The sequence below is a fragment of the Kitasatospora sp. NPDC024654 genome (assembly GCF_055559155.1).
In genome coordinates this window covers 120,831-140,510 of the sequence record NZ_JBVHLF010000014.1, presented here as the reverse complement: position 1 = coordinate 140,510, position 19,680 = coordinate 120,831, and the positions used below count along the sequence as shown (strand labels likewise).

At 72.8% G+C, this 19,680-nt stretch carries 17 protein-coding genes and 2 pseudogenes; 13 read left to right on the top strand and 6 right to left on the bottom strand.

Annotation, left to right across the window (positions count from 1 at the left end; genetic code table 11):
* The 4 genes and pseudogenes from ACZ38L_RS11900 to ACZ38L_RS11885 form a co-directional block, all read right to left on the bottom strand.
* A pseudogene (locus ACZ38L_RS11900) lies at positions 1–263 on the bottom strand (transposase); the annotation flags it as partial.
* Positions 246–830 (bottom strand): annotated as a pseudogene (locus tag ACZ38L_RS11895) (hypothetical protein); the annotation flags it as partial. The pseudogenes ACZ38L_RS11900 and ACZ38L_RS11895, both read right to left, overlap by 18 nt.
* A 173-nt stretch (positions 831–1,003) precedes the next feature.
* Entirely contained in the window at positions 1,004–1,648 is a 645-nt protein-coding gene (locus tag ACZ38L_RS11890) for an NADPH-dependent F420 reductase (RefSeq protein ID WP_465691761.1), read from the bottom strand.
* Between the two features lie 48 nt (positions 1,649–1,696).
* A complete protein-coding gene (locus ACZ38L_RS11885) occupies positions 1,697–2,497 on the bottom strand; it encodes an inositol monophosphatase family protein (protein ID WP_465691776.1) in 801 nt (266 codons plus the stop codon).
* Positions 2,498–2,624: 127 nt separating this feature from the next.
* Between ACZ38L_RS11885 and ACZ38L_RS11880 the strand changes: the two genes are divergently transcribed.
* From ACZ38L_RS11880 to ACZ38L_RS11830, 11 genes are all read left to right on the top strand, one after another.
* Positions 2,625–3,569: a LysR family transcriptional regulator gene (locus ACZ38L_RS11880; protein WP_465691759.1), complete on the top strand. Its 945-nt coding sequence runs from the start codon at positions 2,625–2,627 to the stop codon at positions 3,567–3,569.
* 345 nt (positions 3,570–3,914) lie between these two features.
* Positions 3,915–4,424: a hypothetical protein gene (locus tag ACZ38L_RS11875; RefSeq protein ID WP_465691757.1), complete on the top strand. Its 510-nt coding sequence runs from the start codon at positions 3,915–3,917 to the stop codon at positions 4,422–4,424.
* Positions 4,397–5,326 carry a V-type ATPase subunit gene (locus ACZ38L_RS11870; protein ID WP_465691755.1) on the top strand — a complete coding sequence of 310 codons (930 nt, stop codon included), beginning with the start codon at positions 4,397–4,399 and terminating at the stop codon, positions 5,324–5,326. Before ACZ38L_RS11875 ends, ACZ38L_RS11870 begins: the two co-directional genes overlap by 28 nt.
* Positions 5,313–6,719, top strand: a complete 1,407-nt coding sequence (locus ACZ38L_RS11865) for a V-type ATPase 116kDa subunit family protein (protein WP_465691753.1) — start codon at positions 5,313–5,315, stop codon at positions 6,717–6,719. The genes ACZ38L_RS11870 and ACZ38L_RS11865 overlap by 14 nt, the downstream gene beginning before the upstream one ends.
* On the top strand, positions 6,716–7,138 hold the full coding sequence (locus tag ACZ38L_RS11860) for an ATP synthase subunit C (RefSeq protein ID WP_465691751.1): 423 nt from the start codon (positions 6,716–6,718) through the stop codon (positions 7,136–7,138). Before ACZ38L_RS11865 ends, ACZ38L_RS11860 begins: the two co-directional genes overlap by 4 nt.
* Positions 7,139–7,140: 2 nt before the next feature.
* Positions 7,141–7,362, top strand: coding sequence for a hypothetical protein (locus ACZ38L_RS11855; protein ID WP_465691749.1), 222 nt, complete (start codon positions 7,141–7,143; stop codon positions 7,360–7,362).
* Positions 7,359–7,886, top strand: coding sequence for a V-type ATP synthase subunit E family protein (locus ACZ38L_RS11850; RefSeq protein WP_465691747.1), 528 nt, complete (start codon positions 7,359–7,361; stop codon positions 7,884–7,886). The genes ACZ38L_RS11855 and ACZ38L_RS11850 overlap by 4 nt, the downstream gene beginning before the upstream one ends.
* Positions 7,874–9,613: a V-type ATP synthase subunit A gene (locus tag ACZ38L_RS11845; RefSeq protein ID WP_465691745.1), complete on the top strand. Its 1,740-nt coding sequence runs from the start codon at positions 7,874–7,876 to the stop codon at positions 9,611–9,613. The genes ACZ38L_RS11850 and ACZ38L_RS11845 overlap by 13 nt, the downstream gene beginning before the upstream one ends.
* On the top strand, positions 9,610–10,989 hold the full coding sequence (locus ACZ38L_RS11840; protein WP_465691743.1) for a V-type ATP synthase subunit B: 1,380 nt from the start codon (positions 9,610–9,612) through the stop codon (positions 10,987–10,989). The genes ACZ38L_RS11845 and ACZ38L_RS11840 overlap by 4 nt, the downstream gene beginning before the upstream one ends.
* Positions 10,986–11,624: a V-type ATP synthase subunit D gene (locus tag ACZ38L_RS11835; RefSeq protein WP_465691741.1), complete on the top strand. Its 639-nt coding sequence runs from the start codon at positions 10,986–10,988 to the stop codon at positions 11,622–11,624. Before ACZ38L_RS11840 ends, ACZ38L_RS11835 begins: the two co-directional genes overlap by 4 nt.
* 721 nt (positions 11,625–12,345) lie before the next feature.
* On the top strand, positions 12,346–13,023 hold the full coding sequence (locus ACZ38L_RS11830) for a phosphate signaling complex PhoU family protein (protein WP_465691739.1): 678 nt from the start codon (positions 12,346–12,348) through the stop codon (positions 13,021–13,023).
* Positions 13,024–13,042: 19 nt separating this feature from the next.
* On the opposite strand, the gene ACZ38L_RS11825 is transcribed toward ACZ38L_RS11830, so the two are convergent.
* A complete protein-coding gene (locus ACZ38L_RS11825) occupies positions 13,043–14,206 on the bottom strand; it encodes a Rossmann-fold NAD(P)-binding domain-containing protein (RefSeq protein ID WP_465691737.1) in 1,164 nt (387 codons plus the stop codon).
* Positions 14,207–14,340: 134 nt separating this feature from the next.
* Here ACZ38L_RS11825 and ACZ38L_RS11820 point away from each other — a divergent pair, with 134 nt between their 5' ends.
* Positions 14,341–17,955 carry a hydantoinase B/oxoprolinase family protein gene (locus ACZ38L_RS11820; protein WP_465691735.1) on the top strand — a complete coding sequence of 1,205 codons (3,615 nt, stop codon included), beginning with the start codon at positions 14,341–14,343 and terminating at the stop codon, positions 17,953–17,955.
* Positions 17,956–17,985: 30 nt separating this feature from the next.
* Here the strand turns inward: ACZ38L_RS11820 and ACZ38L_RS11815 are convergent, their stop codons facing one another.
* Positions 17,986–18,570: a universal stress protein gene (locus ACZ38L_RS11815; RefSeq protein WP_465691733.1), complete on the bottom strand. Its 585-nt coding sequence runs from the start codon at positions 18,568–18,570 to the stop codon at positions 17,986–17,988.
* Between the two features lie 41 nt (positions 18,571–18,611).
* Here ACZ38L_RS11815 and ACZ38L_RS11810 point away from each other — a divergent pair, with 41 nt between their 5' ends.
* Positions 18,612–19,499, top strand: coding sequence for a universal stress protein (locus ACZ38L_RS11810; protein ID WP_465691731.1), 888 nt, complete (start codon positions 18,612–18,614; stop codon positions 19,497–19,499).
* Positions 19,500–19,680: the final 181 nt, after the last annotated feature.

Here is a 19,680-nt window from a genome sequence, read left to right as displayed (position 1 = left end):
CAGCACCCGGCACAGCCGCTTCACCCCGAAGGCGTCACGATGGTCCTCAACGTACTGGAAGCGACTCACCAGTTCGTCTCTCCGGCGAAATACTTCGCCGCCCGGCGCAGGATGTCCCGCTCCAGCTCGAGCTCCCGTATCCGGGCCCTGAGCTGCTTGTTCTCTTCCTCCAACATGCGATCGGACCCTACCGGGGCGCCCAGACCGGCCGCCGTCGAGGGAGTGCCGGCCTCCTCCCGCAACTGCCGTTGGCTAGTCAGGGTGACGGTCTCGATGAAGTCGCACGCAAGAAGCGCTCCGGCCTGGGATCGCAGGAAGTCGGCCCAGGTGGTGGCGCTGCGGTCGGGCGCGGGGTCGATGCCCTCGGCCTTGAGAACCTCCCATACGGTGGAGGCAGCGATCTTGATGCCGAGGGCGGCGAGTTCACCGTGCACGCGCCGGTACCCCCACGACGGGTTCTCCCGAACCAAGCGCGGGATCAGAACGCGGATCGAGCGAACGGTCGGCGGGCGCCCCGGTCGCTTCGGCCGGCAGGCGCGGGCGTGACGCTGCTTCATCAGGTCGCGATGCCAGCGCAGCACGGTGTCCGGTCGGACCAACAGCCGCAGGCGGCGCAGGACTCCGCGCGACAGCGGAGCAAGAAGCGCAGCAGGGAAAGCCCGGTTCGCTGGAGCGAACCTCGCCCGGCCCTCACCGAGCTGCCGCTCAAGGACGGCAAGCTGATGACACAGGGCGAGGATCTCCACATCTTTCTCACGGTCGCTCAACGGCAGCAGCCTCAGGGCGGCGAGCACATTAGTGACAGTCAGGTATGCCAGGCGAAGCAACACGAGTGATCATCCTGCCGCAACCGCCGAGCAAGTCCTTGAGCTGCGCGGATGACATTCTCGGCAGGCGCAGAGTTCGGGCGTCACTTGCAGCTCAGCGGGCGTTGTCCGTGCCAGCGCCCAGCTGCCTCGCACGAGCCCGCTACTGGATTTGGCCTGAACCCGGTCTTGATGGGTCAGCGGGTGAGGGAGACGGCGAAGGGCTTGAAGCCGTGTCGGCGCAGGATGTGGGGAACTACAAGGATCATGGCCTCGGTGGCGCGGGCTGTGGTGATGCCGCCGAGGTCCTCGATCCATGCGGTCCGCCAGCCCAGGTCGCGGAGCAGGCCGGTGACGGTCTTTTTCGCGTTCTGGTCATCGCCCGAGAGGTAGGCGGTCGGTGGGGTGGCCAGGGTTTCGGGAGCGGTCATGACCATGAACAGCATGGTGTTGAGGGTCTTGACCACATGGGTGTCGGGGAGGGTGGCCTGGAGTTGCTCGGCGAGGCTGCTGCCGGGATAGCACAGGTCGCCGGGCAGGCCGTCATCGGCGTCGCGGGTGGCGTTGGAGACATCGACGAGGAGTTTTCCGGAGAGCTCGGTGCGCAGGCCTGCAAGGCGGTCCAGGGAGGTGTGGCCGGGCGTCGCGTTGATCACGATGTCCGCGGTGCGGGCGGTGGTGCGCTGGTCGACGACGGCAATCTGCGGGGCGATGCTGGCGGCAAGGGTTGTGGTCTCTTCCGGGTTCCGGACACCGAGGGTGACACGGTGTCCGGCTGCGGCGAGCTTGCTGGCGAGGTTGGCGCCGACGCGGCCGGTGCCCAGGATGCCGATGCTGGTCATGAGGTGATGCTCCTTGCGGTGTGAGGTGGGTGGAGCGGAGGTGTCCGGTCAGGCGATCGGCGACAGGACCTTGAGGGCGGCGGTTTGGATGCCGGGGGCGGCGGCCAGGAAGTCGCGGCTGCCGGTGTTCCAGGGCTCGCCGGTCAGGTCGGTGACGGTGCCGCCGGCCTCGGAGACCAGCAGGGCGCCGGCGACCAGGCCGGAGCGGACGTCGGAGAACTGCCAGAAGGCGTCCGTTCGTCCGGCGGCGACGTGGATGAGCTGCATCGTGGCGGGAACGGACACGCGCACGACCAGGCCGTTGATGAGCATGGCGGTGACCGAGTCACCGATCCGCCGGAAGGTGCGCTCGTCCTCGCCTGGCCTGGCCTGGCCGGTGCCGACGAGCGCGGCGCCCAGATCGGTCTTGGCGGACACCTTCAGGGGCCGGTCGTTGAGGCGGGCACCGCCTCCGGCGACAGCGGTGTAGGTGTCGCCGGTCAGTGGCAGGTGGACGACGGTGAGCACCGGCTGGTTGTCGCGGACCAGGGTGGCGGTCACGGCCCAGTCCCCCATGCCGTGAACGTGGTTGATGTTGCCCTCGGCGGGGTCGACGACCCACCACTCCCCCGACGGGAGCGCGCCGCCGGCCAGCTCGTCCTCGGCCCACTGCGATCCCCGCTGGGCCCGCAGCAGCGGCTCCCGTAGCCCGTCCAGCACCGCGTCGTCGTTGGCGTGGATCTCAGCGACGACCTCGTCCAGACTCACGCCCCGGGCGTGCGGGGTGTAGCGGTCGCGCAGGTTGAGGCCTGCGGTCTTCACCGCGGCGGTCACCTCGGACAGGAGCGTCGTGTCGCCGGCGAAAGGCATGGCTGTGCTCACGGTGGGCTCCCTGGGTTCGATGTGTGCGGGCGGCTTGTCTCGCGCCTGCACTTCGAAGGTAGGCCTCCCGATCATTAACAACAAGTGCATGCTATTCACTTATAGAGTTACCGGCATGCAACTGGATCTGAACCTGCTCATGGCCCTGGACGCACTGCTGGAAGAGGGCAGCGTCGCCGGCGCCGCGGCACGCCTCCACGTCACCGCACCGGCGATGAGCCGCTCCCTGGGCCGCATCCGCAAGGCCACCGGTGACCAGATCCTGGTCCGCACCGGCCGCAGCATGGTTCCCACCACCCGCGCGCTGGCCATGCGCGCCCAGGTCCACGCCCTCGTACAGCAGGCCCACCACCTTCTGTCCGCGCAGCAAGAACTCGACCTGGCAGCTCTGGACCGGGTGTTCACCGTGCGCTGGCACGACGCCCTGACCGCCGCCTGCGGTACTGCCCTGATCACCGTCGTCCACCGCCAGGCCCCCGGCGTCCGACTGCGCCTGTCGGCCGAACCCGGGACGGACGACGCCGAACTGCGCCGGGGTGAGGTCGACCTCGAATCCAGCTCCAGCGCTCCGACGCTCCCCGACATCCGCCACCGCCTCGTCGGCAGCGACCGGCTGGTCGTCGCCGTCCGCCCAGGCCACCCCCTCACCGAAGGCCCGCTGAGCATCGAGCGCTACGCAGCCGCCGAACACCTCACCGTTTCGCGACGCGGAAGCCTGCGCGACCCGATCGACGACGCCCTGACCACTCGCGGCCTCGAACGACGCGTCGTCGCCGCCGGGCCCACCGCCGCCTTCGCACTGCAACTCGCCCTCGACACCGACCTGGTCGTCACCCTCCCCGACGCGGTCACCCGCGCAGCCCGGGAACACCTCGGCCTCGCCATACTGCCGCCGCCACTCCCGCTGCCCGAGGTCCCCCTGTACCTGCTGTGGCACCAGCGCTACGACGACGACCGCGCCCACAGCTGGCTGCGAGAACTGGCCACCGAAACCGTCCAGGCACTATTTGCACCACCGACCGCCTCTCAACAACCCCTCACCAACCGGACCGGGCAGTGACCCATACGCCGGGGGCAGGCCTGCGGCAGCTGACTCCCGTTCTCGTGAACATCACCTATTCGTGCGAGCGTGCGACTCCCAATCTCACGTCGAAACGACGTCGTAAGTCGGGTACAAAGCCATCACCGCAGTCAGACACGCTCCGGTGCTCGCGCGAGAGCGCCCTAGCAGGTCAAGGAAAGGCATGTCGCCCGGGACTGCGGCTGCCGTCTCCGCCATCTGACGCCCCCGGCTGTACCCGGCACGGGCCGAACCGTCCTGACGCGCGCCGGTCGGCCCTGCCCCGGGCGACAGCACCGTCAGCGCTGGCGACACTGGGATGGGAGTGCATCCGAAGGAGTTTTCGTGGCGAGATTCCGTGACTTTCTGACACGGTTCCGTCCGGTCGGCGCACCGGGCCGGGCCGCCACCGTCAGCGTGCCCGCAGACCGCTCCGCAGAGCTCGCGGCGGAGCTCGACCCGGTGTTGTCGCGTTTGGAGCGGACCGACGCCGAGGCGCAGCGGATCCGCGACGAGGCCGAACGGGAGGCCGGACGGTGCCGCCGGGAGGCCGCCCGCCAAGCGGAGGAGATCGTGGCGCGAGCCCGGATTCGCGCACGTGAGGTGCGGACACGCAGCGCCACACAGGCGAGGGAGAGGGCCGAGACCGAGGCGGCGGAGCTACTGGCGGCGGCGAAGCGCGACGCCGCCGTGGTGCGGCAGCGGTCGCAGCAGCGCATGCCCCTCCTCGTCGACCGTGTGATCGCTGACGTTTACGACGAGCTCGGCCTCTCACACCACTCCGCCGCGCAGGCACCGGGCGGGGACGTCCCGGGAAGGGGGTCACGGTGGGCGCGGGATGGGTCGCCGGAGTGACCCGGGCCAGGGCCATGCTGTCGAAGCAGCTGGGCGACCAAGCCGCCCGGGAAGTGGCGGCCGCGGCGAGCCTCGACGACGCCCTGAGGTACCTGGAGGCGACGGCCTACCGGCACGACCTGGGGCAGGAAGCGGGGCCTGCGGACGCGCAGCGGTCGGTCTCGGCGACCCTGCTGTGGCACCTACGGGTGCTCGCCGGCTGGCAGCCGCGGGAGGGAGCGGGCGCCGTGCGGCTGCTCGCGGCCGGGTTCGAGATCGCCAACGTGGAGGCGCATCTGCGAGCGCTCACGAGTGCCGAGCCCGAACGGAGCCCCCTGTATCGGCTCGGTGGCCTGGCGACGGCCTGGCCGCGGCTGGCCGGCACCGGATCCCCGGCCGACCTGCGGGACGCCCTGGCCGCCTCCGCGTGGGGTGATCCGGGCGGCGACTCGGCCGCGGCGGTGGCCGTCGGCCTGCGGATCTCGGCCGCCGCCCGCGCCGCGGCGGTGTTGCCGCAGGCGCGGGCATGGGCGGCGGGACGACTGGCCCTGCTGGTCGGCCGCGAGGTGTTCGTGCTCGGGCGCCGGCTGACCGAACCGTCCGCCCGGCGCGCCGCCCGAGTCCTCGGCCCCGAGGCGCTGGGGTCCGCCTCCTTCGCCGACTTTCGTGGCTGGCTGCCGTCCGCGGCCCGCTGGGCCGTGGCCGACACCGAGGACGTCGCCGATCTCTGGCGTGCCGAGGCGCGCTGGTGGACCCGGGTCGAGCGGGACGGTGTCGCTCTGCTGCGCGGCTCGCGGCTCGACGCCGCACCGGTCGTCGGCGCCGTGGCGCTGCTCTCGGTGGACGCCTGGCGGGTGCGGGCGGCGCTGGAGCTGGCCGCGCGTGGCGGCGGCCCGCTGGAGGCGTTCGATGAGCTGGTCTGAGGCCGGGTTACCGGTCCGCATGCAGCGGGTGGCGATCGTGGCACCGCGTGCGGCGCTGCGGGAGACGCTGGTGCGGCTCGCGGATTCGGGCTGCGTCGAGATCGACCGCGTCGAGGGCGGCGGACCGGGTACCCGGGGACCCGCCGCCCGTCGACTGCAGCGTCTTCGGGTCGGAGAGGTGAGCGCGTCGCTCTCCGCGACACCGCCCGACCTGGACGAGCTGGAGCGCGCGGGCCAAGCGGACCTCCTGGCCGGCGAGGCACAGCTTGAGGAACGGTCCGCCGGCGCGGTGCGACGCGGCGCGGTGCTGGCACTCGCGGGCTGGTGCCCGGCCGACCGGGTCGGAGCGACGGCCGAACGGCTGGCCGGGCTCGGCAGTGTGCTGGTGCCCGTGCCGGCGCCCCGCGGCGTCGACCCACCGACCCTGCTGCGCGGCGGCGGGCCGGTGCGAAGCTCTTTCACGCCTCTGGTGCGAACCTACGGAACCGTGCCCTACGCCGACATCGACCCCACCTGGCCGGCCGGGATCGCCTACGTGGTGATGTTCGGCATGATGTTCGGCGACGCCGGGCACGGCGCGCTACTGCTCCTCGCGGCGTCGCTGATCCGGCTGGGCCGTCCCCGACGTCTGGCATCGCTGCACGCGCTGTGGCCGTTCGTCGCGGGGGCCGGGATCACGAGCATGCTGTTCGGCGTCGCCTACGGCGAGTTCTTCGGCCCCACCAAGGTCCTTCCAGTGCTGTGGCTGGCTCCTCTGGACCAGCCCGAGCGGCTGCTCGCGGTCGCGGTCGGCTTCGGCGCGGTGCTGCTCGCGGTGGCCTACGGGGTGGGGATCGTCAACCGCTGGCGCGAGGGCGGGCCCGCGCGGGCGCTGTACGCGATCTCCGGCACCGCCGGCGCGGCCCTCTTCGCCGGGCTCGCCGCCCTAGCCGTGGGGGTTCTCCTGCACCGCCCGGTCCTTCTCCTCGGGGGAGCCGTGCTCATGGCGGCCGGTCTCGTGACGGCCTGCATCGGGCTGTACACCGCCTCCGCGGGTGGCGCCTCGGGGTTGGTCCAGACCGGGGTGCAGCTCTTCGACGCGGTGGTGCGGATCTTCTCCAACACCGTCTCCTTCGCACGACTGGCCGCCTTCGGACTGACCCACGCCGCCCTGGGCGACATCGTCTGGCGAGGCACGACGGCGCTGGCCCCCAGGGGACCGGCGGCACTGGTCGCCGCCGTGCTCGTCTTCGTCATCGGCAACGCCCTCGCCTTCGCGCTGGAGGCGCTGGTCGCCGGGGTGCAGGCACTGCGGCTGGAGTTCTACGAGCTGTTCTCCCGGGTCTTCGACGCTCAGGGCCGTCCCTTCCATCCCTGGCACGTGCCCACGCGACACCCAGAGGTGACACCATGATCGTCTGGCTCATCGCCCTCCCCCTGCTCGTGGCGGTCCTTCCCGTCACCCGCGGGCTGGCTCGCCGGCACGGCCGGGCCGCCCTTCGGCTGATCATCGCCGCCGACGTGCTCCTGTTCGGCGGAGCGCTGGCGCTGCTGGTCGTGGCGCTCAGCGGGGGCGCGGCACGGGCGGCCTCCACCACAGCGGCCGCCTCAGCGGCGGGATCCAACTCCGCCGCGCTGATCGGCGCCGCGATCGCGGTCGCCGGGGCCTCGATCGGGGCGTCGATCGCCGTCGCCTACACCGGGGCCGCGGCCCTGGCGGTGATGAGCGAACGACCCGAGCTGTTCGGCCGGGCGATGGTCATCGTCGGTCTGGCCGAAGGCATCGCCATCTACGGGCTGGTCGTCGCGATCATCCTGCTGGGGAAGGCATGACGATGGGCGAGGTCGCAGCCATCGGCGAACGGGTGCGAGTGGCCGGGCTGGCCCTCGCGGGGGTGACCGTGCACGTCGCCGAGGATCCCGATGCCGTGCGTCGGGCCTGGGCGAGCCTGCCGAGCGGAGTCGTCCTGGTGATCGTCACGCCGGCCGCGGCCGGCGCGCTCGGCCCGCCCCTGCGGGAGACCACCCGGCCGCTGAGCGCGGTGATGCCGGCATGACGGCGCCGTCCCCGGACCAGGCGGGTTCCGCCCTGGCCCCGGTACGCACCGAGCTGCTGCGCACGGCACACGCCGACGCCGAGGCGATCGTCGCCCGGGCGGCCCGGGAGGCCTCGGCCGTGCTCGACGCCGCCCGCGCCGAGGCCGAGGAGATCCTGGCGCAGGCCCGCCGGCAAGGCGCGGCCGAGGGCGCCGCCGCCGGTGCGGCCGAGCTGCTCCGGGCTCGCCGCGGCGCCCGGAGGCGCGAGCAGGCCGTCCGTCGGGAAGCGTACGAGGAGCTGCGCAGCCAGACGGTCCAACGCGTGCGCGATCTGCGGCACGCGGCCGACTACCCGGCCGTCCGCGACCGGCTGGAGCTGCGTGCCCGGCGGCTGCTGGGCCCGGACGCCACGGTCGGCGAAGGACCGAGTGGCGGCGTGATCGCCCAGGCGGCCGGCCGTCGGGCCGACTTCAGCCTGGACGTCCTGGCCGAGCGTGCGCTCGACCGGCTGGGCGCGGAGACGGAGTCCCTGTGGACGCCGTGACGGGCCCGGTTCGAGCCGAGAGCCGGATCCTGCGGGTCGCGGGACCCCTGGTCGAGCTGGAGTACGCCGAGGGCATCGCCATGAACGACCTGGTCTCTCTCGGCGAGGCCGGACTGCCCGGCGAGGTGGTGGCGATCGCCGCCGGCGTGGTGACCGCCCAGGCCTACGAGTACACCGGCGGCCTGGCCCCCGGCCACACCGCCCGACCGCAGGGCGGCCCCCTGTCCGCGCGGCTCGGCCCCGGCCTGCTCGGCGGAGTCTTCGACGGCCTGCTCCGCCCGCTGGCCGACGCCGGCGACTGGCTGCTGCCCGGGAGCAGCCGCGGGGCCGACGGACGCACCTGGCCGTTCTCCCCCCTCGTGGCAGCCGGCGACCACGCGACGGAGGGCCAGGTGCTGGGCGAGGTCGGCGAGTCCGGCCCGCTGCGAACGCGCGTCCTCGTGCCACCCGGCTGCGCGGGTCCGGTGCGGGAGATCGCCCCGGCAGGCGAGTACGCGCCCGACACGGTGCTGGCCGTGGTCGGCGGTACCGAGGTGCGCATGACCACCCGCTGGCCGATCCGCCGACCGCGCCCGGTCCGGGAAGGCCTCGACGCCCGCCAAGCGCTGAACACCGGTCAGCGCGCGATCGACCTGCTGTTCCCCGTCGCCCGCGGCAGCACGGTCGCCGTTCCCGGCGGCTTCGGGACCGGCAAGACCATGCTCCTCCAGCAGATCGCCAAGTGGTGCGACGCCGACGTCATCGTCTACGTCGGCTGCGGCGAGCGCGGCAACGAGATGGCGGACGTCATCGCGGAGCTCGCCGCGCTGGAGGACCCGCGTACCGGGGGCCGCCTGGCCGACCGTACGGTGACCATCGCCAACACCTCGAACATGCCGATGATGGCCCGGGAGGCCAGCATCTACACCGGGGCCACGGTGGGCGAGTACTTCCGGGACATGGGACGGGACGTGGTGGTGATCGCCGACTCCACCTCGCGGTGGGCCGAGGCACTGCGCGAGTTCGCCTCCCGCACCGGTGCGCTCCCGGCCGAGGAGGGCTATCCGGCCGGTCTCGCCTCGGCGATCGCGGCCTTCTACGAGCGGGCCGGCGCGGTGACCACCCTCGGCGGTGAGCGGGGCTCGATGACGGTGATCGGCGCGGTCTCCCCGCCCGGCGCGGACATGGCCGAGCCGGTGACCGCGCACACCGAGCGCTTCGTGCGCTGTCTGTGGACACTCGACCGCGAACTCGCCTACGCCCGCCACTACCCGGCGATCGCCTGGGCCGGGTCCTTCTCACGCGACGCCGACGCGCTCGCCGCCGCCCACCTGGCGGCCGATGACCCGGGCTGGCCGGGCAGACGAGCCGAGATCGCCGCGCTGCTGGCGGAGGCCGACCGGCTCGCCGACCTCGTCGACCTGATCGGCATCACCGCGCTCCCCGGCCAGGAGCGCGTCAGCGTGCTCGGCGGCCGGCTGGTCCGCGAAGCGGTCCTCCAGCAGAGTGCCCTGTCCGACCGGGACGCCTACTGCGGCCCGGAGAAGACCTCGGCGCTCGCGGAGGCCGTACTCGCCGTGGTCGCGTGCTGCCGGGAGCTGGCCGAGGCCGGCGTACCCGCGAGCAGTATCGAGGAGGCGGACTTCGGGCCCCTGCTGCGTGCCCGCGAGGAGGTCGGCCCGCACGATGCCGAGGGGGTGGCCCTGCGCCGGGACACCCTGCTCGCCACACTGCGGGAGCTGACGTGACCGCCTGGGGCGAGGTCGAGTACACCGCCGTCCGCGAACTGCGCGGGCCGCTCGCCGTCGTCGAGGCGGTGAGTGGGATCGGCTGGGACGAGTTCGTGCGGATCACCCTGGAATCCGGTGAACAGCGGCACGGCCTGGTCCTGGAGGTGGACCGCGGCCTCGCCGTGGTGCAGGTCCTGGAGGACACCGCGGGGATGGACCCGGCGCGCCTGCGCATGGCCTTCGCAGGAGAGCCGCTGCGTATCCCGGTCGGCCCCGGCTGGCTGGGCCGGATCTGCAACGGTCGCGGGGAGCCGGCCGACGGTGGGCCTCCGGTCTTCGGGTCCGCCACCGCGACCGTCGGTGGCAACCCGATCAACCCGGTGCGACGGGATCCGCCCGCCGAACCGGTCCTCACCGGCGTCAGCGCCGTTGACGGTCTGACCACCCTGGTGCGCGGGCAGAAACTACCGGTGTTCTCGGTGGCCGGTCTGCCGCATCTGGAACTGGCCGTTCAGATCGCCGCCCAGTCCACCAGCACGGGGGAGCCGTTCTGCGTGGTCTTCGCCGGCATGGGGCTCACCCATCCCGACGCCTCCTTCGTCCGCGACGCCCTGGAGGAGCGTGCCGCCGCCCGTGAGCTGGTGTTGCTGCTCAACACGGCCGACGAGCCGGTCATCGAGCGGATCCTCACCCCGCGACTGGCCCTCACCATCGCCGAGCACCTGGCCTTCGACGGCGGCCGGCACGTCCTCGTGGTGATGACCGACATGACCAGCTACGCCGAGGCACTGCGCGAGGTCTCCGCGGCGCGCGGCGAGATCCCGGCCCGCCGCGCCTATCCGGGCTACCTGTACAGCGACCTGGCCTCGCTGTACGAGCGCTGCGGTCGGATCCGCGGCCGGCCGGGCTCGGTCACCGTCCTGCCGGTGCTCACCATGCCGGCCGGCGACATCACCCACCCGGTCCCGGATCTGACCGGCTACATCACCGAAGGTCAGATCGTGCTGTCCCGCCAGATCCACGCCCAGGGCGTCTACCCGCCCGTGGACGCGCTCTCCTCGCTCTCCCGCCTGATGCGCAAGGGCGCCGGCCCCGGACGCACCCGCGACGACCATCTCGACGTCGCGGCCCAGCTGCTGGCCGCGCTCGCCCGCGCCCGGCAGGTCCGCGAGCTCACCGACCTGGTGGGGCGAGAGGCCCTGGGCCCGACCGACCACCGGTACCTGGAGCTCGACGATGCCTTCCCGCGCCGCTTCGTCGACCAGCGGCCCGACGAGACCCGCACCCTCGACCAGACCCTGGACCGTGCCTGGGAGGTCCTGCTCACCCTGCCCCGCAGCCAACTCGCCATGCTGCCGACCGCCCTCCTCGACGCGCACGGAGCACAGCCGTGACCGCCTTCGGCCCTCCGCCGGGTCGCGCCGGCCGCCTCCGGCTACGGCGCAACCTGGATGTCGCCGTCCGCGGCGCCGACCTCCTGGAGCGCAAGCTGCGCATCCTGCGTGCGCAGGAACAGCGCCTGGCGCGGGCGGAGGAGAGCGCCACCCGCGCCTGGCACGAGCGCCTGCTGGAGGCCGAGACCTGGCTGCTGCGCGGTCTTCTGCTGAGCGGCGAGGGGGCCCTGGAGGCTGCGGCGGGCGCAGCCGACCCGGCCGAGGCCACCGCCCGCTGGGCCACCTCCATGGGGGTCCGGTACCCGACGGAGCTGTCCTGCACCGTTCCGCCGTACTCCCCCACCGCGGTCGCCCCGGCCAACACCGCGCTCGTGCACGCCGCAGCCGCCTACCGGGAGGCGGTACAGGCTGCCGCCGACCAGGCCGCGGCCTCGGCCGCGGTCCGCATCATCGGCGCAGAGGTGCGCGGCACCCGTCAGCGGGTCCGCGCGCTGCGCCGCCACTGGATCCCCCGCCTGCGCGAAGCCCTGGCCCGCACCGAACTCGCCTTGGAGCAGGGCGAGCACGAGGACGCGGTCCGGCGGCGCTGGGCCTCGCGGGAGATGTGGGAGGAGCGGCACGCGCGTACTCGGTGACCGCCCGGCCTGGCGGTCAGGGGCTGTCGGGAGGTCGGACCAGGGGCGCTGTCCGGCGTGGGCGCTGGTAAGCAGGCGGTGGCCGATCGGGATCCGGGGCAGAACCGCCAAGCCGAGCAGGGCGGCGGCCGGGCAGGCCGCCGCGCCCAGGAGGAGGCCTGCGCGCGGCCCGAGGTGCTGCGCGGACACGCCGACGATGGGGCCGCCGATCGGCGTGCTGCCCAGGAAGAGTCACCGTCCACAGAGCCATGACCCGGCCACGGAACGCCGGAGCGCTGGTGAGCCGGAGTGTCGTGTTCCCGATGGAGAGGAACGTGGTGGCGCCGATGCCGACTGCCGCCAGCGCGGCCAACAGAGCAAGCAGCGACCCGACCAGGGAAGCGGCCAACAGGACGGCCCCGAAGACGGCGGACGCGGCGGTGAACGGCAGCAGCCCGGAGCCGCTCCACCCCGCGACCGCCAGTCCGCCGCCGACGGCACCGATTCCCATCGCCGAGGTCAGAAGACCGTAAGTCCGCGCGTCTCCGTGCACCGTCCACGTTCGGCCCGAACAGTGTCGGGCCAGGGTTCTCCGAGAGCGCCCCGTCGCGTCTGGTGCTCCGTGGCAGGTCGAGCAACCGGGGCGCAGGATGGAACCGGGAGCACGGCCGGGGCGGCAACCCGGGTCGGCTCGGCTCGCGCCGGGTGTGACCGGGGCGAGGACGAGTGGACGGAGGAGGAGATGTCTCACTCGGTCGGCACGAACCTCGGCGCCACTCGATCCAGCGCCGGTGATCGCCGGATCGGCGCGTTGGTCGGCCGACTGGCCGCTCTGGTCCGGATCGCGGGCGTGGCACTGGGTGAGGCCACGGCCGCCGTGCTCGGTCCCGAGGCGGACGTGGCCGACCGGGCAACTGCGGCCGAGCGGGCGCTCCATGAGTTGCGGGAGGAGATCGAGGACGACGCGGCAGACCTGGCGGCGGACCGGCTCCGCACGCCCGGCCCGCACGCGATTGTGGTCGGCGTCCATGTCGGGTCCTCGCTGGAATGCCTGGCAGGGCTGTGTCGCCAGGTGATCGAGCTGGCCGGAGCGCGGCAGTCCCGGCGACCCTGGCAACCGCACGTGCGTTCGACCCTCCAGGGGATGGCCAAGTCGGCGCGGTCGGCGGTGAACCGGGCTGCCGAGGTGTTGGAGTCCGCGGACACCGAGATCTTCGCGGACCTTCTCACCGACCTGCACGAGATCGCGCAGCGCCAGCGACTGCTGTACCGGCAGCTGCTCTCCGGGGACGACTTGGTCGAGGCCGCGGACGCCGCCGACGCGACCCGGCTGGGCTGTTACTTCGAGCGGTGCGCCGGCCACGCAGTCGCCATCGGCCGCCACGCCGCCCTCTTCTCGCCCCCGACGCGGGAGAGCTGAACGCGTTGATCGCCGTGGTCTACGGCAGGCCGGCCGGCTGGATGGCGTCGAGGATCAGAGCCCAGGTGGCCGGATCGGCGACGCTGCCGCGATGGGTCACCAGCAATGCGGCCAGCAGGGGGTCGGCCGGGTCGATCTCCAGGGGCCCGTGCATGGTCAGGCGTTCGAGCAGAGCGGTGACGTTGTGTGCGTAGGCGGTCGAGGCGCTCGTCGGGATCTGTGCGGGAAGGTTGGCCGGGCCGACCACGGTGACGCCGGCGCCGAGCCGGGTCGTGGCACCGGGTTCCGCCTCGACGTTGCCACTCGGCGGATCGGACGTGGCGTCGACGACCACGGAGCCGGCGTGCATGGTACGGATCGCCTCCGCGGTGAGGAGGAGCGGGGTAGGACGGTCCGGTGCTTCGAGGGCGGCGATGGCGATGTCGAAGCGGGGCAGCACGGGTGCGAGGCGGCCGGGCAGCGCGAGCCGGTAGTCGTCGAGGACCCCGCCGAACTCCGCCTCCTCCGCAGCCGGCCACCGACCGGGAAGGTCGAGGAAGGGGATGCCGAGGGCGCTGGCCTCGGCCCGGGTGGCACGGCGCAGGTCGTAGGCGTGGAGTTCCGCGCCCAGCCGGCGGAGGGTGTCGATCGCTTGGAGCCCGACCGGTCCACCACCTATCACCAGAGCCCTGACGGGCCTGGCGGCCGCGGTGGCCGAACCCGGTGCTGCCGGGCAGCGGCTCGTATGGGCGGCCGCGAGCAGGGCGGCCCGGTAACCTGCGATCCTGCCTTGGGAGGCGATGGCGTCCATCGGATGCACCACGCCCGGTATCCGTGGCACCAGGTCCAGTCCGATCGTGGTGACGCCCTGGTCGGCCCAGTACCGGACGAGGAAGGGGATCCGGGTCGGCCGGAGCAGCGCCACCAGGACCTGTCCACGGCGAAAGTGTCTGGCGAGGTCGACGTTCGGCACCTGAACCGCGACCAGAACGTCCGCCCGGCTCACCAGCTCGCCGCGCGAGATGATCTCGGCGCCCGCACTGGCGTAGTAGCTGTCGGGGAACCAGGCGGCGGCGCCGGCGCCGCTCTCCACCAGCACGTCAAGGCCGAGGCCGCGCACCGCGCCGACGAGTTCGGGAACCAGCGCGACCCGGCGCTCGCCCGGCGCCGTCTCCCGGCACACGCCCACCGTGGCGGCTGCCATGCCTTCCCACCTCCGTTCGGAGGAAGCCCGTCGCTTCCAGTATGTCGCGGACGGAGCTGATGATCGTCCGACCGGATACTCGACCGGGCACGCTGCGGGAAGGCCGTCGCGCCGCACGGCGGAGGGAGCCGGGCGTGGAGAACACGGGCTGGCAGTTCTGGGTCGACCGCGGCGGCACGTTCACCGACGTGGTCGCCCTGAGCCCTGAGGGGCGGTTGCTGACGCACAAGCTGCTCTCGCACAACCCTGCCGGCGCCCAGGCGTCGGGGCAGGCGGGCCGCACCGACGATCCGGCGGTGGCGGGTATCCGCGCCCTGCTGGGCCTGGCCGCCGACCAGCCGCTCGATACGGCACGGATCGACGCCGTACGGATGGGCACGACGGTGGCGACCAACGCCCTGCTGGAACGCCGGGGCGAACGCACCGCCCTGGTGATCACCCGTGGCTTCGCCGACGCGCTGCGGATCGGCTACCAGAACCGGCCGCACATCTTCGACCGGCGGATCGTGCTCCCGGAACCGCTGTACGAGCGGGTGATCGAGCTCGACGAGCGGATCGCGGCCGACGGCACGGTGCTGCGCGAGCCGGACCTCGACCGGCTCGCCACCGAGCTGCGACTGGCCTACCGGGACGGCATCCGGGCGGTGGCGGTGGTGTGCCTGCACAGCCATCTGCACCCGGCGCACGAGCGGGCCGCCGGACGGGTCGCGGAGGGCATCGGGTTCCCCCAGGTGTCGCTCTCCAGCGAGGCCAGTCCACTGATGAAGCTGGTGCCGCGCGGCGACACCGCTGTCGTGGACGCCTATCTCTCCCCGGTCCTCGGCCGCTACATCGGGCAGGTGGCCGCGGAGCTTCGGGGCGTGCGGCTGATGTTCATGCAGTCCAACGGCGGGCTCGCGGAGGCCGGACACTTCCGGGGCAAGGACGCGATCCTCTCCGGCCCGGCCGGTGGGATCGTCGGTATGGCCCGGATGTCGCAGCGCGCCGGCTTCCAGCAGGTGATCGGTTTCGACATGGGCGGCACCTCCACCGACGTGTCGCACCACACCGGCCGGTACGAGCGCGTGCTCAGCGCCGAGGTGGCCGGGGTGCGGCTGCGGGCACCGATGCTGGCCATCCACACCGTCGCCGCCGGCGGGGGTTCCGTCCTGCACTTCGACGGCAGCCGACTGCGGGTGGGCCCCGACTCGGCCGGCGCCGATCCGGGACCGGCCTGCTACCGGGCCGGCGGACCGCTGACCGTCACCGACGCGAACGCGATGCTCGGACGGATCCAGCCGGCCCGGTTCCCCCAGGTCTTCGGCCCCACCGGGGACCAGCCGCTGGACGTCGAGCTGGTACGGCGCCGGTTCGCCGACCTGGCCGACGAGATCCACCGGAGCACCGGCGACCGACGCTCACCGGAGGAGGTCGCCGAAGGCTTCCTGCGCATCGCGGTGGCGAACGTCGCGAACGCGGTCAAACGGATCTCGGTACAACAAGGGCACGACGTCACGGCGTACACCCTCACCACCTTCGGCGGCGCGGGCGGCCAGCACGCCTGCGCGGTGGCCGATGCGCTGGGCATCCGCACCGTCCTCGTCCCGCCCATGGCCGGGGTGCTGTCCGCCCTGGGCATCGGGCTCGCCGACACCACCGTCATGCGGGAACAGTCGGTGGAGAGCCCGCTCGAAGCGGCCGTGCTGCCCCGGATCCATGCGATCGCCGCCGAGCTGGAGGAGGCCGCCCGCACCGAGCTGCTCGCCGAGGGCACACCCGCCGACCGGATCCGGGTCACCCGGCTCGCCCATCTCCGCTACGACGGCACCGACACCACCGTGTCCGTGGACCTGTCCGGGCCCTCCGCCATGATCGCCGACTTCGAGGCCCGGCACCGCGCCACCTACTCGTTCCTGATGGACCGTCCGATCATCGTGGAGGCACTCTCGGTCGAGGCCACCGGACTCACCGACCAGCCCGAGCTGGCCACCGGCGGCCCCTCCCTCCCGGCCCGGGCCGCCACCACGGTGCGACTGCACACGGCTGGCGCCTGGCGCGAGGCCCCGCTGCTGGAGCGCGAGCGCATGCCGCCCGGCGCGACCGTGACCGGGCCGGCGATCATCACCGAGGACAGCGCGACCACCGTGCTGGACACCGGCTGGGAGGCGGTCATGACCGAGCCCGGCCACCTGCTGATGCAACGGGTGACCGCACCCCACGAGCCCGACGTCGGCACCGAGGCGGACCCGGTGCTCCTGGAGATCTTCAACAACCTCTTCATGGCCATCGCCCAGCAGATGGGCGCCCGGCTGGAGTCCACCGCGCAGTCGGTGAACATCAAGGAACGGCTCGACTTCTCCTGCGCGCTCTTCGACCCCGACGGCAACCTCATCGCCAACGCCCCCCACATCCCCGTCCACCTCGGTTCCATGGGAACCACCGTCAAAGAGGTGATCCGCCGACGGGCCGGGGCGATCCGCCCGGGCGACGCCTACGCGATCAACGACCCGTACCACGGCGGCACCCACCTGCCCGACATCACCGTGGTCACCCCGGTGTTCGACACCGCCGGGGAACGCATCCTCTTCTACGTCGCCTCCCGCGGCCACCACGCCGAGATCGGCGGCCTGACACCCGGCTCCATGCCGGCGACCAGCCGTCGGATCGAGGAGGAGGGCGTCCTCTTCGACACCTGGCTACTGGTCGAGAACGGCCGCCTGCGCGAGGCGGAGACGCTGCGGCTCCTCACCGGGGCGCGGTACCCCTCCCGGGACCCGATGACCAACCTCGCCGACCTCAGGGCCCAGGTCGCCGCCAACCAGAAGGGCATCGACGAGGTCGGCAGGATGATCGACCACTTCGGCCTGGACGTGGTCCAGGCCTACATGCGGCACGTGCAGGACAACGCCGAGGAGGCGGTCCGCCGGGTCATCGACGCCCTCGACGACGGCTCCTACCGCTACGAGACCGACTCCGGCGCCCGGATCTGCGTGCGGATCACCGTGGACCGCGAGCGACGCGCCGCCACGGTGGACTTCACCGGCACCTCGGCCCAGCTCGACAGCAACCTCAACGCGCCGTCCGCGGTGGTGACCGCGGCGGTGCTCTACGTGTTCCGCACCCTCGTCGCCGACGACATCCCGCTGAACGACGGCTGCCTGCGGCCGCTGCGGATCATCGTCCCGCCCGGCTCGATGCTCGCGCCGGCCCCTCCGGCAGCCGTCGCGGCCGGCAACGTCGAGACCTCGCAGGCGATCACCGGTGCCCTCTACGCCGCACTCGGCGTGCAGGCCGAAGGCTCGGGAACGATGAACAACATCAGCTTCGGCAACGAGCACCACCAGTACTACGAGACCATCGCCTCCGGCTCGGGCGCGGGTGACGGATTCGACGGCGCCAGCGTCGTGCAGACCCACATGACGAACTCCCGCCTCACCGATCCCGAGGTGCTCGAATGGCGCCTGCCCGTCCTGGTCGAGGAGTTCGCGATCCGACGCGGCAGCGGCGGGGCAGGACGGTGGCGGGGCGGCGACGGCGCACTGCGCCGTCTCACCTTCCGTGAGCCGATGACCGTCAGCGTCCTGTCCGGGCACCGGCGCGTACCGCCCTACGGCATGGCCGGCGGGTCACCCGGTGCCCTGGGGACCAACCACGTCCGGCGCGCCGACGGCATCGCGGTGCGGCTCGGCAGCTGCGACACCGCCGAACTCGCCGCCGGGGACAGCCTGGTCATCGAGACCCCGGGCGGCGGAGGCTACGGCACCCGCTGAACAGCGGTCCTCTGGGTTGCCCTCCGACGCTCAGCTGACGGTCGGTTCGGGTGTCGGGCGGACGACGGCGACGGGGCAGAAAGCGCAGTCGAGGAGTTTCTGGCCGGTCGAGCCGAGCGCCAGACCGTGGAAGCCGCCCTTGCCACGGGAGCCGACCATGACGAGGTCGGCACGCTCCGAGGCGCGTATCAGCGCCGGCGCGGGCGCCTCACGGGCCAGCCGTTCCTCAATCTTCAGGCCGGGATACCGCGACCGGAGCCCGTGCACCCGGCGGGCCAGTTCCTCTCGGTGCCGGTCGCGGGTCTCCTCCACGTCCGCAGGCATCGCCGGGCCCGTGGGCATACCCCAGGCACGGACCACCTGCAGCTCCGCCTCACGGGCACCAGCCTCACGGAACGCGTACCCCAGGGCACTGTAGGAGTTCGGGAGCCCGGGATCCGGTTCATGATTCCGCTGGTGGACCGCATGTGGGTCACTCTCCGTACCGTGACGCCCCGCTACCAGCCTGCCGCGGAGGTGGCCCCGGGCAGTGACCCGATACTCCCTCTCGGCAAGGCCGAACGGCCCACTGGCCGGGGCGGGTCGGCCATCGGACGGGTCCGCGCCGGCGAGCAATGCTGAAAGCAACCGGCCCCGCGCGAAAATGAGGTGCAGCCATGGTTGTCTCCGACACCCGTCCCCCGGTGATCGCGGGCGTGACCCGCTCGCCGGGCAGCCGCAAGGCGGTGCTCTGGGCGGCGGACGAAGCCGCCTGGCGTCATCTCCCGCTTCACCTGGTCCACGCCCAGGACTGGCCCACCGGCACCGGACCGCACCTCGCCCCCGACCACCCCTCCCACCGGTGGAGCCTCACCTTCCGAGCCGCCGGGGAAGCCGTCCTCGACACCGCCCGCTTGCTCGCGACCGAACGGCACCCGAACCTGGAGATCACCACGGCTCTCGTCGAGGGCCGGGCCGCACGTGCCCTGCGGCAGGCTGCCGACCACGCGAAGCTGCTCGTCGTCGGCGGCCGACGGCCGACCCACCTGGAGGACGCGCTGCGTTTCGGCAGTATCGGCACCTCGCTGGCCGGACACCCAGCCTGCCCGGTCGCCGTCGTGCTCACCGCCGAGCCGGAGCCCGATGCTTCGACCGCGGGGCCAGTCGTCGTCGGCGTCGACGGCTCCGCCTGCTCCGCTGCCGCCGTCGCCTTCGCCTTCCAGGACGCCGCACTGCGCCACGCCGAACTCGTGGCGGTCGAGGTCCGCAGGCACCGAGAGGACCACGCCCCCGAACCCACCGAGGAATCCCGCCTCGTCCTCTCCGAGGAACTGGCCGGCTGGTGCGAACGCTTCCCCGACGTTCCGGTCCGCCTGGAGGTCCGTACCGGCCACCCGGCGGCCGAACTCGTCCGGGCCGCGACCCACGCGCAGTGCCTGACCGTGGGGTCCCGCGGGCTCGGGGGCTTCCGCGGCCTCCTGCTCGGCTCGACCAGCCGCACGCTGACCCACCTGGCCACCTGTCCCGTGGTCGTCGTTCCCGGAGCGCCCGCGAGCGAGCGGTGACCGCGGCCCGCTTCGACCCCGGAAGGATGATGTCCATCATGGAGCGCTTGGGGAAGAAGAAGCCGCGTCCTCGCTGGTCGCTCACGCCGTGGTTGGTGACCTGCCGGTCGACTGCGACGCAGCGCAGGGCGGCGTGGTTGCCGCGTCCGGCGGCAACATACCGGTCGCCCGCCTCGTACGC

What these genes read in the sequence shown, in the direction of transcription:
- ACZ38L_RS11885 (WP_465691776.1), bottom strand. Translation starts at nt 2,497, where the DNA reads ATGCCTTTCGCCGGCGACACGACGCTCCTGTCCGAGGTGACCGCCGCG.
- ACZ38L_RS11890 (WP_465691761.1), bottom strand. Translation starts at nt 1,648, where the DNA reads ATGACCAGCATCGGCATCCTGGGCACCGGCCGCGTCGGCGCCAACCTC.
- ACZ38L_RS11810 (WP_465691731.1), top strand. Translation starts at nt 18,612, where the DNA reads ATGGTTGTCTCCGACACCCGTCCCCCGGTGATCGCGGGCGTGACCCGC.
- ACZ38L_RS11825 (WP_465691737.1), bottom strand. Translation starts at nt 14,206, where the DNA reads ATGGCAGCCGCCACGGTGGGCGTGTGCCGGGAGACGGCGCCGGGCGAG.
- ACZ38L_RS11865 (WP_465691753.1), top strand. Translation starts at nt 5,313, where the DNA reads ATGAGCTGGTCTGAGGCCGGGTTACCGGTCCGCATGCAGCGGGTGGCG.
- ACZ38L_RS11850 (WP_465691747.1), top strand. Translation starts at nt 7,359, where the DNA reads ATGACGGCGCCGTCCCCGGACCAGGCGGGTTCCGCCCTGGCCCCGGTA.
- ACZ38L_RS11860 (WP_465691751.1), top strand. Translation starts at nt 6,716, where the DNA reads ATGATCGTCTGGCTCATCGCCCTCCCCCTGCTCGTGGCGGTCCTTCCC.
- ACZ38L_RS11855 (WP_465691749.1), top strand. Translation starts at nt 7,141, where the DNA reads ATGGGCGAGGTCGCAGCCATCGGCGAACGGGTGCGAGTGGCCGGGCTG.
- ACZ38L_RS11830 (WP_465691739.1), top strand. Translation starts at nt 12,346, where the DNA reads ATGTCTCACTCGGTCGGCACGAACCTCGGCGCCACTCGATCCAGCGCC.
- ACZ38L_RS11880 (WP_465691759.1), top strand. Translation starts at nt 2,625, where the DNA reads ATGCAACTGGATCTGAACCTGCTCATGGCCCTGGACGCACTGCTGGAA.